The sequence below is a fragment of the Paenibacillus agaridevorans genome, from assembly GCF_003112455.1.
Lineage (GTDB): Bacteria > Bacillota > Bacilli > Paenibacillales > Paenibacillaceae > Pristimantibacillus > Pristimantibacillus agaridevorans.
In genome coordinates, this window is sequence record NZ_BDQX01000191.1 from 17,532 (window position 1) to 30,308 (window position 12,777).

Consider the following 12,777-nt stretch of genomic DNA (forward strand, 5'->3'; position numbering starts at 1 on the left):
CCCAGCCAGTCTTTTCGTATATAATAAGCCCGGTACGATTGTTTGTCATAAGGAACCGGAGCACGCGCAAATTTATTCTGCATCTGGTATTCGCGCAGTTCCTTCTCACTGATCCAGTGCTTAAAATAGTTTGGCATGGTATCCGGCGCAATGTAGTGCGTCATGTCCGCCAACACGTTGTCCAGTATATATTTGGCGCCTCCGTCCGGTCTGGAGACCAGCCACATATCCGGAGGATCGTTGGAAGCGAGCAATGAAGCGATGGTTGAATTGTATTCATCGCCAGGCGCCATCACGGTAACATCAAGGTCGACATTAAATCTCTTTTCGATCTCCTGCCGCACGACATCGCTCGCCGGATCAGGCAAGCGGGCTGAGGATGGAGCGTCGATAAAAAGTTTCAAGGAATGTTTGTCCAATGAATGGTATGCTGTCGGGGATACGGGAGTCTGGGCATTGCCGCTGTCCTTCATCCCGAAATTGATCAGGATAACGCCAAGAATCGTGAACAAGGCAAGACTCATTTTGACAAATTTCACTGCATCTCCTCCCACTTGCCATGCTGCTATAATCATACTCATTATAGCAGACAAAATAAACAAAATTTCAACCATAGCAAAGATTATTCGTTGCAGGGCTATATCATTGAAGGTAGAATGTGTCCTAATAAACTACGAAGCTCCGGAGGCTCCTATGCGAATCAATCGGTTAAACCGAATCCAGTTGTCCTATTTGCCGGTTTTTTTCGTCATCAGCTTAAGCCTGTTGTTTATCGCATATTTGACTCTGAGCGAGGTTAGCAAACAATCTGCGCACAAGGCCAACAACATGTTAGCCCACAACGTGATGCAGATGATCGACAATTCGTTGCAATCGATTGATCTGGCAATAGACCGGCAATTGCTCGAGAATGATATGATCTCTCTATTTTTTCAAGAAACATCTATTCGGGACAGGCAATATTGGGATTATCGTACGGCAATCGTATTGAATGAGCTGCTGGAAAGCCATCCGCTTATTGACTCTATCTATTTGTACCGGACAAGGGACAATATGGTTTTAAGTCCCACAACGTTTATCAGGCTGAATGAATTCGGAGACAAGCAGTTTGTTGGCCGGAAGCTTTCTTCGCTGCAGCCGTTCCGCTGGACGAGCAACCGCGAATATCGCGAGCAATCGGGAGATTCGACCGTTGATGTGGTCAGTTTGGTCAAGTATGCCAATCTATCCGACCGCAGTTTGGTCGTGGTCAATGTCAGCACGGAACGATTAAGCCATTTGATTCGCGGGATGACGCCGTCAGGGCTGAATTATTTCGAGCTGTCGGATGTCGACGGCGGGGTTGTTGCTACGCGTGATTGGCCGAATGCGATGAAGGAACGATGGAGAGAACGCCCGGAGAGCGGCGCGGAATGGTCCAATGCCCAATCCGAGTATACGGGGTGGACGGTTCGCAGCGGCGTTTATGAAGGAGGCATAATGCAGTGGGTGTCGACCCTGTTTTACGTATGGATAACGCTCGGGTTTCTGACTATTGCCGGGGGAATAATATGGCTCATCTTTGTAACGCGCCGGAATTACCGGCCGATTCAAATGATTTCGCAGCGCATGACCGAATACTTTCAGCAGAAGCGGCAGGAACTGACGCTTCCCGACCGGGACGATGAATTGAAGTATATCGAGACAGCAGTCAACAAACTGCTTGATCAATCCAGCTTGCTGCTTGAGCAGAACAAAGAAAATCTCGCTTACCGCAAGCGGCATGTGTTCCTGCAATTGCTGGAAGGAGCGGTTTCAGGACAAACGATTGAATGGCGGCAAGAAGTCGAGCAGTTCGGCGGGGCGATCGATCATAGCAGATTGCTTGTTGCCATCGTCGAAATTGACGGTTACCAGGACATTTCCGGCAAATATACCTCCCGGGATCTGTACTTGCTAAAGCATGTCATGTACTCGGCGCTTGATGAAATGGCGGAGACGGAAACATGCCGTGTATGGTCGGAATGGATAGAGCGCCATCAGCTAGGCGTGTTGTTCATTATGGAACATGACGGGAATGCAGACGAACAGGCGCTTTCGCTAATGGAGAGATTAAAAGCATGGGTTAATCGGCATTTGCCTTACACGGTTACGGTAGGCGTAGGAAACTGGCAAGAGGATGCCGCCAATGTGGTCGAATCGTACGAGAGCGCGTTGGAAGCGCTGAATTATAAAGCCTCTCTCGGCATGAACCGGATTATCAAACACACGGATATCGCCGCCAAACCGCCGCTTGAAATCCTTAAACAATCGCAGCGCGTCCGTGCCGTCGGCCAATCTTTTCGGTCAGGGGAAGTGGACTGGGAACGTCATTGGCACGAATTGTTCGAGGAATGGCGCGAACAGTTATTTACAAAAGATGAGTTGCTCGGGATGTTAAATTACCTCATCTACCAGTTGCACAAAGAAATCTCGGAACTTCCCAAAGAATTTCAAACGATCTGGAACGATGGACCGCATGCGCAATTAAACGGAATTATGGGACGGCAGGAAACGTTGGATACGATACAAAAAGAATGTTTTGGAGTTCTCCAGGATACTTTCAGAAGAATGAGCGATTTGCGGGAGAGCAAACATAATCATCATTTGATTCGCGGCGTAAAGCAATATATCCATGAACACTACAATGATTCGAATCTGTCTCACGCCCATTTGGAAAAAGAGTTTGGTTTGACTGCCAGTTATTTGAGCCGGCTGTTCAAGGAGGAGTTCGGGGTTAAATTTATTGACTACTTGTCGCAGACCCGGATCGAGAAAGCGATCGAGCTTCTGAAGGCATACCCGGACAAGACGGTTCAGTCCATCGCGGAGGAGGTCGGCTATATGCATGGCATTACGTTTATCCGGGCGTTCAAGAAATATACGGGAAGCACGCCGGGCAACTATCGGAAGGACTTGATTCCATAGATTTCAATTAAAGTCGCACCGGTTAAAAAACGTCGCAGAAACGGCTTCGAAGCTTTCGAGGCCGTTTTTTAATTTTTGTCTATACGGTCAAAAAGGCTATATATACGGGTAAAAAGGGAGGTGTTATGGTTAGTCCCGGGTGACGGAACTGCATTTGGAAAGCGAAGGGGGAGCGCCGTTGAATTAATATGAAAAGGCTTTCGGCTTTAGAAGAACATACTTCTGCTTCAAGGAGGATGATCCATGCTTTACGTTAAACGGTATGCACGAAACGTTATAACCAAGCTGCTTGTTGTCTTATTGTTGACTTCCACTCTGTCGCTTGGAGGTTTTCAAGCACCCGGGAAAATATACGGGGCTGCGCCGCAGATAACGGACATCGATTCTTCTTATGCCCGGAAAGAAATTGAGCAATTAACGGCGGCAGGCATTATCAATGGGTACAAAGACGGTACGTTTGCTCCTCTAAAGCCGATTACGCGAGCGGAGCTGGCGAAAGTCATGGCGCTTGTATCGGGTTTGCCGGAACAGCCCGATGAAGCCAATAGGTTTTCCGATGTTGCGGAAGGCAGTTGGCATCGCGGCTACATTGGCGCTCTTGTCGCGGCAGGCATTGTCCAAGGGACGTCGGCTTCGACTTTCTCGCCGGACTCTTATGTGACAAGAGAACAATTGGCCGTTTTGTACATTCGCGCTTTTGGACTGGAAAAACAAGCGCTCAAGGAACGGAACGCGGTGAAGTGGTCCGACGCCGAAAGCATTGCCGATTGGGCGAAACCCTATGTCGCCCTGGCTTTCCGCATCGGATTTTTGAAAGGGATCGCGGGTAACGATGGATCGCTCCGTTTCGCACCGCAAGATTTTGCGGAACGCCAGGCGGCGGCCCGGCTCGCATTCGAATTTATGACGAATTATGAAGCTTACAAACAAGCGGGAGAAGGGCTGAACAATCAAAGCCCAACAACGGCTCCCACGTCCACGCCGGAACCGTCCCTCAATCCGTCGCCGACTCCTGCATCATCGTCTGGACCGGCCAACGAGCCAACACCGGCGTCAACGCCCGTACCCACGGATGAACCGACATCAGAGCCGACGACGACGCCTACGCCGGAGCCGACGTTGCCGCCGCTGGAGATTGTTCGTAACGGACAGGCCAATGCGGTAATCGTGGTGGACGACACGGTTTATGAGAGAGAAGAAATACCGGAGCCAAACGGCATCCGGGGCTGGAAACAAGAATACGGGACAGGAAGTATTGCCGTAAGCGATGAGCGCAGCCACTCCGGCATCAAGAGCCTTCATATCCAAGCCGCGGATAACGGATCCTACGGGATAATAAGCGATCCCGTCGCGATAACCGGAGGAGTCTCCTATACGCTCTCGGCATCCGTCTATCGCGAATCCGGCAGAGATCCTCAAGTCTTTATTCGTTACTATGACGCCAATAAAGTCAGGATCGCCCAGCAAGGATCAATCAGGGCGGTACCTTTGGCCGAATGGCAGAACGTGTCTTATACCGCCGCGGCGCCGCCATCGGCAGCCTACGCAGCGGTGATCCTGTTCACCAGCATGGCTCCTGCCAATCTCTACTTCGATGATGTAACGCTGAAGTCGGCCAGTGACGAAAACATGCCGATAACGAATCCGGGTTTCGAGCCGATCGTTTCCAGCAGCAGCCCTGCCATTGATACGCTTGTCGAATACGTGCATAAATCGACAAACACCCTTTTGCCCGTTCTAACGGAAGCGGAATATTTGAGCGAAGGAGTCGATCCGGATACGATCGTGATCCGTCTCGGCACCGCCCAAAGCGTTTCAGGCAATGATCCGGCGCTGGATGTTTTGCTGGAGGGGCTAAGTCGCGACGGCTTTGTTATCTATCCGCAAGAACATCAGGTCGTCATTGCAGGAGCCGGCATTTGGGGAGCCGTCAACGGCGTCAACAACTTCTTGGAGCGATATGCCGGCGTGCGCTGGCTTATGCCCGGACCTGACGGCGAGGATGTTCCGCAGCGCAGTGACCTGTTGGTTGCCAGAGATATCGTACGCGAAGAACCGGCATTCGATTTTCGGGTGTTCAGTCCTCTGCATGCCAAACCGAACAACAGCGTAAGCGTGTGGCAGGAGCAATACAAATGGGCGCAAAGAAACGGAATGCAAGGATTCTATAACGCTCCGATCAGCTTTCATCACAATATGTATAATTTATTCCCAATATCCAAGTACGGAGTGAGCAATCCGGAGTTTTATCCGAATGGCATACCTCCGGCAGCGAATTCGATACAAGGATGGCAGCCGTGCTTTTCGAATCCGGATACGATCGACGCGGCGGTTACGGAGATTCTTGCCTATTTCGAGGCGAATCCAAATTCGCAATCGTATTCGCTCGGTACTAACGATGGAAACGGTTTTTGCGAGAGCGACCCGGTTCCCGTCTACTTCAATTGGGTCAATCAGGTTGTAGAGCGCGTGCTGGAGGTTTACCCGGACAAGTGGTTTGGATTTCTTGTTTACCAAGCGATTGACAGACCGCCTTCGTTTCAGTTGAACCCGCGCGTTATTCCTTTTATTACGAAGGACAGGACGGCCTGGCTTGATTCGGATCAAAAGGCACAGGATTTGGCGGATCATGACAGTTGGCTGGAGGTTACGCAGCAGGTCGCCTACTATGATTATATTTATGGCAGTCCCTATCTTGTGCCGCGCGTATACCCGCATTTGATGGCGGACAATTTCCGAATTGCCCATGATCGGGGAGTAACATCGCTATACGCCGAGCTGTATCCGAATTGGGGCGAAGGAGCAAAGGCATGGGTAGCGGCGAAGCTGCTTTGGGATCCCGATCTGAACGTCAATGCACTGCTCCATGAATGGTATTCGCGGGCGGTTGGCGAAGCAGCGGCTCCCTATCTGGAAGATTATTATGAGCATTGGGAACAGTTCTGGACGGAACGGGCGATCGAGGAACCCTGGTTTTTGCCCGGCGCCATTTATCAAACCTTTCATAATCCTTCTTATCTGAAAGCGGTCTCAACTGAAGACATCGCGATTAGCAGAGGGCTGCTGGAGCAGGTCGTTGCGAACGCGGGCACGGATAAGCAGCAGGCCAGAGCAAATCTGCTTATGAAAGCCTTCGAGTATTACGAAGCGTCCGTCCTGAGTTATCCGCAAGCTAATGAACCGCCTGCCGATACAGCCGCAGCGCTCGTCTTGCTGGAAGAAGCGGTAGACACATTTGAAGAACGGCTGCAGATGGCCGAAAAACGGGTTCTGTTGCTGGAGCAATTTAGAAGCGATCCGGCGCTCTTTCAACCTTTCGATGCCAGATCGTTTAATCAGTTGATGTGGTCGGGCTGGAATGTCGCCGAGTTTTGGCAGCTCGTCGAATACATGAGGGAACAGGAGACAAGCGGCGGACCCGTGCGGGCTCGCGCAGCCGATCTGTCGGCGACACATTCCTCCCTCCGTGCCAGAGAGTTTGCGACCATGCTGCTGCAAGCGGTATCCGAGCCCAACCTGGTGCTTAACCCCTCTTTCCAGAATAGCGAGGCGGGCGATGCGACGAAAGCGCCGCCATGGGAGCTGTTGTCCCGATCGACAGCGTCCCGGGTCATCCAGCGCGTGGAAGGAACGGGATATACGGATAACGCGAGTATGATGGTTTACGGGAAAGGCTGGGGAGGCCCAAGCCAGGTGATTGCTGTTCAGCCGGGTCTGGTAGACTTCTCTTTCCATTACCATATGCCTGCAGGCGGCAATACGTCGGCTAGCATGCAGTGGGGATTCGACTTGCTGGATGATCAAGGCAATTGGCTCAATTTCAGCACCGTGCGTTCTCCTGTGACTGCTCTGGAGGATGCGGAAGGCGTATGGCTGGAAGCCCGGCTTACAGGAGAAATTCCAGCAACGGTTAACGGTATAGCAGTAGGTAAAGTGCGTCTGAATTTCCTGGTTGAAAGCGCGCAGCCGATAGAGCTCTATATCGACGATGTGCAATTTTTTAATGCGGCAAGCGGCAGTTGACTAATAGAAACGATTAGGGGGACTTTCAATGAAGGCAGTTAAAATGAAATCGATTGTGGTTGCGCTCCTTGCTTTGGTGCTAGCGATGTCCATGGCAGCCTGCAGCGGCAGCGGGAATGGCAAAACAAATAAAGAAACGAATGGGGCAAGCGGGGCGCCGAATACAAGTTCCCCGACGGCCACGGCCCAGGATGACGTATATCCGGAGAACGGATTGCCGAAGGACGAGGCCGTGACGCTGAAATTCGGTTTCTTTGAAGGCGGTATGGGGCGCGAATACATCGATTATGCGATGGACACGTTCAAAAAGAAATTCCCGAATGTCAGCTTCGAGGTCGTATATTCTCCGAAGATCGGCGATATTATCAATGCCAAAATATCGGCCAATGACGACGACGATATGTTTGATCTGTTCAATGGAACGATTCCGGGCGGAGTAACGCCGCTTGTCCTGGCAGGCAAGCTGGAGCCGCAGGACGATCTGTGGGACCATGTTTTATATGATGGAAACGGCAAAACACTCAAGCAACTGGTAATGCCGGGAGCGGTTGAAGCTTCGGTCAATGTCGTCCAGGGTAAACTTTATGCGTTGCCCGTAGCCGCCAGCGGATCCGGCCTGTTCTTTAACAAACTATTGTTCGAGCAGAAGGGATGGAACCAGTCGCCGAATACTTGGAGCGAATTTGTCGAACTGCTGGCCAAGATCAAAGCGGACGGAGTCATTCCCATAACGTATCCGGGCCAATATCCGAATTATATCGAGCATGCATTCGGCCCAGTCAAAATGTTTGAGCTTGCTGAAATCAACGGCAATTTAGAGGAGTTTACAAAGAACTTCCGCAACTTTAATTTGCCGCAGCATCTTTCGCCGGAAAGCATCGAAGTATGGAAACGAATCTATGAGCTTGGCCAAAAAGGATATTTCCCGGAAGGCGTAGCGGCCTTGTCGCACACTCAATCGCAAATGCAAATGATCCAGGGGCAGGCGGCGATGGTAGCGACCGGCGTGTATGTGGAAAACGAAATGAAGTCGGCGTTGCCGCCTGAGTTCGTCTGGGGTTATATGTCGGTTCCTATGGGCGACGACCCGAACGGTACCAGATGGATTCGCTCCACGGCAAGCAATGGTCACTACATCTGGGCGGGCAAGCCGGATTTGAACAAGCAATGGGCCAAAGAATTTAATGTTTGGATGTGGAATCTGGACGTACAGGAGGTCATCGCCGAGAAAGGCGGACAATTGCCGGTGCGCCAGGACTTCTCCGATGACGAGACGAGAGCCGGCAAGTTGCAGAATGCTCCGAAAGCGATGTTCGAGTACATGAATGCCAACAACACAAAAATGGAGGGGGCCGTACGGGATCGGACGTTAACGGACCCGAGCGTCTCTCAAGCGAACAAGGTCATTCAGGAAGGCACGATCGGCATTACATCAGGAAATAAGGAACCTCTGCCTATTCTCGAGGAGGCGGAAAAGTTAATCGAAAAGGCGATACAGGCACAGAAATAATAGCTTTTGCAAGGAAATGACTCCCCGCTGCTATTGGCGGCAAAGTATGCACGGTTAATCATCCTTTGTCGTCAATACAGCGGAAACATGCATAAGCGATTCTAATACAGAAAGGAGTTGCCGAATTGAATCGACTGTCGCGCGCCAAACGATCCCCAGCTTCCGGTTTGTGGAAGGATGGGTTGAAAAATGCGAAGATGCAGCGAAATCTCTTTTTGCTGTTGGCGCTAACTCCTGCCTTTGGGGGATATTTGCTGTTTACGCTCTACCCGAATATGTTGTCGGTCTATTATTCCTTATTGAACTGGAATGGCATCTCCGAGCCGGAATTTGTTGGTTTGAGCAATTTTGTGACATTGTTTCAGGATAAATACGTGTGGAGGGCGTTGCTGAACAACCTGTTCTACATGGCGACCGTGCCGATTGCCGTCATCTCCATCTCACTGCTATTGGGATACTTGCTTGCCAATAAAGGCTATAAAGGAACATCCTTTTTTAAAGTGCTGTTTTTTTTCCCGAATGTGCTCTCTACCATCGTGATTGCCCTGCTCTGGACATTTATCTATGACGGAAGTTTTGGGTTGTTAAACGATTTCCTGCGGCTGCTGGGTGTGCCGATCGGCAATTTTTATTGGCTTGGCGAAGCCAGAACCGCGCTTGCCGCGATTGTACCGCCTTACGTATGGGGAGGCGTGGGCCTTTACGTCATTATTTTCATGAACGCCATGACAACCATTCCGAAGTCGCTTTATGAATCGGCCATTTTGGAAGGGGCACGCCATATGACGATTTTATTTCGCATCACGATACCGCTAATTATGCCGATTGTCCGCATAAGCGCGCTGTTTCTGATTCTGGGCACCCTGAAAGGATTCGAGAAACAATTGATCCTGACGAACGGCGGTCCCGCGGGAGCAACGGATGTAGTCGGGCTATATATTTTCAATCTTGCTTTTGGAACAGAAAATCATAACTATGGTTACGCTTCGGCTGTGGGCATGCTTCTGTTTGTCATTTTGGTGACAGCAAAATTGCTGATGGATAAATATATGCCTGACCGGTCGGTTGAATATTGAGAGGATGGAAGGCATGCGAGAGAAACGTACGATCATCGATGTTGTTTGGTGGGTTTTGCTGATCGCCTGGTCCATGGCGATATTGTTTCCGCTTTTATGGGTGTTTTATCAATCGCTGCGATCAAATCCGTCGTTTTTTCAAGATGTGTGGGCGCTGCCCGAATCGTTAAACTGGATGAACTATAAAAATGCCTGGATCAAATACGGCATCGGAAATGCGATGCTGAATACGCTCTATTATGTCGGAGTCAGTCTTGTGTTGGGCACGTTCCTGACAACGATTAACGCCTACGCGCTAACCCGCATCCAGTTTAAAGGCCGGAAGCTGATGTGGGCGCTCATCATGCTTTCCTTGTTTTTGCCGGGAATCAATGCGTTGATTCCGCAATATGTGCTGATGCGGGAGTTGCATCTCACGAACAGTCTGACCGGACTCATCCTGCTCGACAGTCTCGGGGAAAATGTATTTTTCCTTATGCTTCTGGGAGGATTCATGCGATCGTTGCCCAAGGAGCTGGAAGAAAGCGGATTTTTGGACGGAGCGTCGATTTTCCAGGTCTTCATGCGCATTATATTCCCCTTATCGATTCCGGGCATCGTGACGGTGGCGATCTTTAAATTTTTGGGACTGTACAATAATTTCCTGGGACCGTTCATTTATTTGAGCGATCAGTCGAAATATACGATCGGCGTCAGTATGTACGCGGCGAATCAAATGATGCAGTACACATCGGATTGGGTGACCATGTTTGCCGGAGTGATGATTGCGATGGTGCCTTCGATCATCATGTTTATGTTCTTTCAACGCTGGATCATGGAAGGCGCGACGCTCGGCGCTGTTAAAGGTTAGATCGATTGCTTCGTCTGCTGGAACATGCGGATCAGATCGGGGCATTGAACCAAGATTCGCTTTTTGATAATGGGGGCAGGGAGTATGGAGCTAACGACGCTGTATCTGGATCAGCCCATTGTATGGAAAAGAGCTGTGGATATTGCCGCGCCCTATGGTACTGCGGGGCCTACGGCCTTGTTTTATATTCACGGCGGCGGTTGGAATTCCGGGAACAGGGATCTGTTCCATTATCATCTGGAACACTTTTCTTCCCGCGGGTACTGGTGTGCCAGCGCCGGTTATCGTCCGGCGCCCGAAGTGAACTGGAAGCAGCAGCTAACCGATGTAACGGGAGCGTATCTTGCCTTCCTGCGCCATCTGGAGCGCAGGCAGGAGACGGTCCGCAATATGATTGTCCTGGGCAGCTCGGCGGGGGCGCATCTTGCTTCCTTGCTGGCGCTTGTCTCACCGGAGGCTCTGGATATTGCGCAGAAAGATAGTGACCTGTGGCGGAAGCCCGATGCATGCGTATCGATAAACGGTCCTGCAACGTTGGAGGAGTGGCCGGATATGAACGCGGACATAAGAGGCAGTATCGAGCAGACTATCGGGTATCCGTATGATGTTCTCGATCGTACCGATATGTTTGCCCAAGCCTCGCCGGTTAACCATGTTGGTCGGGATAGTCCTTCCTTCTTGTTCCTGCTTGCCGAGCGTGAGTATTTCTTTCCCCACGCGCATATTCATCTCATGAGCGAGAAGATCAGAAGTTACGGAGGAGAATCAGAGGCCGTTTTGATTGAAGGAACAGAGCACGGTTTTTTTTATCGCTTGGAGACCCCCGAACAACAACGGGCATTGGGCTTGCTGGAGGCTTGGTTTGACCGCCGGAAAGAAAAAAAGATGAAGTAAAGACGACCTTACTTCCGTCAAGACCGCATAGAATGGGCGGAAATGCACCAAATAGCACGTGAAAGGACCTCGATTTCCACTGTAAAGTGGGGGCTGAGGTCCTTATTTTCGAAAAAAATCCGACTTACCATTGGGCTCGAAAAATTACAATTTGGCTTTTGGGATAGCCTCGTTTTATGTTTAAGCGTTCATGCGCGCGTGCAGGAACCGCACTTACCTTCTGCCATTCAAGAGCGGTTTCTTAAGGGCATACAGATCATCGTCCGCAGCGGCCATTCTTTCCTCCAGCAGCTTGCGGGCGTCGTCGATCGCCCCGTTATAAATATGCGGGGTCAACTCGCTCATCAAATAGTCCAGGAATTGCTCCCCCGCAAGCTCTCCGATCTCCTTGTCCAGCTCCGTCTCCAAATACTGCCGGATACTTGACACAAGCAATTGCTTCGTTTCTCTCGGCATTCTTGTCACTGACATGATACGCACCTCCTTTCTGCTCCATGCTCCGCACGTTATGATTGCGCGAGAGCCTTCCGCATATACAGAATGAAGCGGGATTGATCCAGCGGGTTCACGCCCCTGCGAGGCCGCTCCGCTTTGACGTCCGGCGGGCTTTCACGGTACTCGGCGAACGTCGTCGAGAGGATGCCCCTGCCCTTGGTCATGGACCCGAATCTCGCGGGAAAATCGAGCGAAGTCGCCACCGGGAGCTTGCCCGTCAGCTCCATCCGTTCGCCTCGCAGCTGCGGAGCGTCGAATTCTCCGCGCATGGCGATCAGCTCGTTCATAATCTTGCCGCCATGCTCTTCCGGCACGGAAATCTTGAACGCCAGCAGAGGCTCCAGCAGCTTGACGCCGATCCGGTTCAAGCCGTCCATAACGCCCATTGGCGTAGCCAGCGCGAAGTCCAACGGATGCGTGTGCCACACATGATGCTCGCCCTCGACAAGCGTGACGCGCAGATCGGTAACCTCCCAGCCGAACAGACCCTGCTGAAGCGCTTCCGGTACACGACGGGCCACCTCGTTCTGGTAGCTCTCCAGCAGCCGTTCCGTACGTTCCAGCGATTCGTAATGCAAGCCGCTGCCCCGTTCGCCCGGCTCGATGCGGAATCTCAGGATGGCCCAGCAAGGCTTCGGCATCGTATAAGCGATGAAGCCCTCTCCTGTCTCCGCCGGCGTCTCCTTATAAATAACGGAAGGAGCGCCGAACTCGATATCGAGATCGAATCGGCTCTTCAGAACTTGGCTCAGCACCTCGATCTGAACGGGTCCCATTACCTTAACATGCAGCTCTCGCTGCTCTTGAAGCCACTGCAAGTCGAGTTGGGGGTCCTCTTCCGTCAACTCGCGAAGCGCGGTCACAATGGCGTGGTAGCGCGATTCATCGGTCCACTTCGCCTGCACTGTGAGAAGCGGAACCGCAAGCCTCGCCTCTCCGGGCACTCCTTCCGCGCTTCCGACGATGTCCCCGATACGCGCCTC

Annotated in this window: 8 protein-coding genes and 1 pseudogene; 6 read left to right on the forward strand and 3 right to left on the reverse strand. The window is 51.4% G+C overall.

From position 1 onward, the window contains the following. Positions 1-539: type 2 periplasmic-binding domain-containing protein (locus tag PAT3040_RS38760; protein ID WP_258235041.1), on the reverse strand; the 539-nt coding region annotated here is incomplete at its 3' end. A 154-nt stretch (positions 540-693) separates the two neighbouring features. Between PAT3040_RS38760 and PAT3040_RS18300 the strand changes: the two genes are divergently transcribed. The 6 genes from PAT3040_RS18300 to PAT3040_RS18325 all read left to right on the forward strand — a co-directional run bounded on the left by PAT3040_RS18300 (position 694) and on the right by PAT3040_RS18325 (position 11,299). Continuing rightward, positions 694-2,946: a helix-turn-helix domain-containing protein gene (locus PAT3040_RS18300; protein WP_181376705.1), complete on the forward strand. Its 2,253-nt coding sequence runs from the start codon at positions 694-696 to the stop codon at positions 2,944-2,946. Positions 2,947-3,189: 243 nt separating this feature from the next. Further along, positions 3,190-6,969 (forward strand): DUF4838 domain-containing protein, encoded by a 3,780-nt coding sequence (locus PAT3040_RS18305; RefSeq protein WP_108993869.1) that lies wholly within the window; start codon positions 3,190-3,192, stop codon positions 6,967-6,969. 28 nt (positions 6,970-6,997) lie between these two features. Next, a complete protein-coding gene (locus tag PAT3040_RS18310; RefSeq protein WP_258235042.1) occupies positions 6,998-8,479 on the forward strand; it encodes an ABC transporter substrate-binding protein in 1,482 nt (493 codons plus the stop codon). Positions 8,480-8,604: 125 nt separating this feature from the next. After that, positions 8,605-9,555, forward strand: coding sequence for a carbohydrate ABC transporter permease (locus tag PAT3040_RS18315; protein ID WP_256976092.1), 951 nt, complete (start codon positions 8,605-8,607; stop codon positions 9,553-9,555). A gap of 13 nt (positions 9,556-9,568) precedes the next feature. Beyond that, positions 9,569-10,405, forward strand: a complete 837-nt coding sequence (locus tag PAT3040_RS18320) for a carbohydrate ABC transporter permease (protein WP_087572188.1) — start codon at positions 9,569-9,571, stop codon at positions 10,403-10,405. A gap of 84 nt (positions 10,406-10,489) precedes the next feature. Further along, complete coding sequence (locus tag PAT3040_RS18325; protein WP_181376706.1) at positions 10,490-11,299, forward strand: alpha/beta hydrolase; 810 nt, start codon at positions 10,490-10,492, stop codon at positions 11,297-11,299. 213 nt (positions 11,300-11,512) lie between these two features. Here PAT3040_RS18325 and PAT3040_RS18330 read toward each other — a convergent pair whose 3' ends face one another. Next, a complete protein-coding gene (locus tag PAT3040_RS18330; RefSeq protein ID WP_258235043.1) occupies positions 11,513-11,770 on the reverse strand; it encodes a DUF2164 domain-containing protein in 258 nt (85 codons plus the stop codon). A 35-nt stretch (positions 11,771-11,805) separates the two neighbouring features. After that, positions 11,806-12,777 (reverse strand): annotated as a pseudogene (locus PAT3040_RS18335) (GTP-binding protein); the annotation flags it as partial.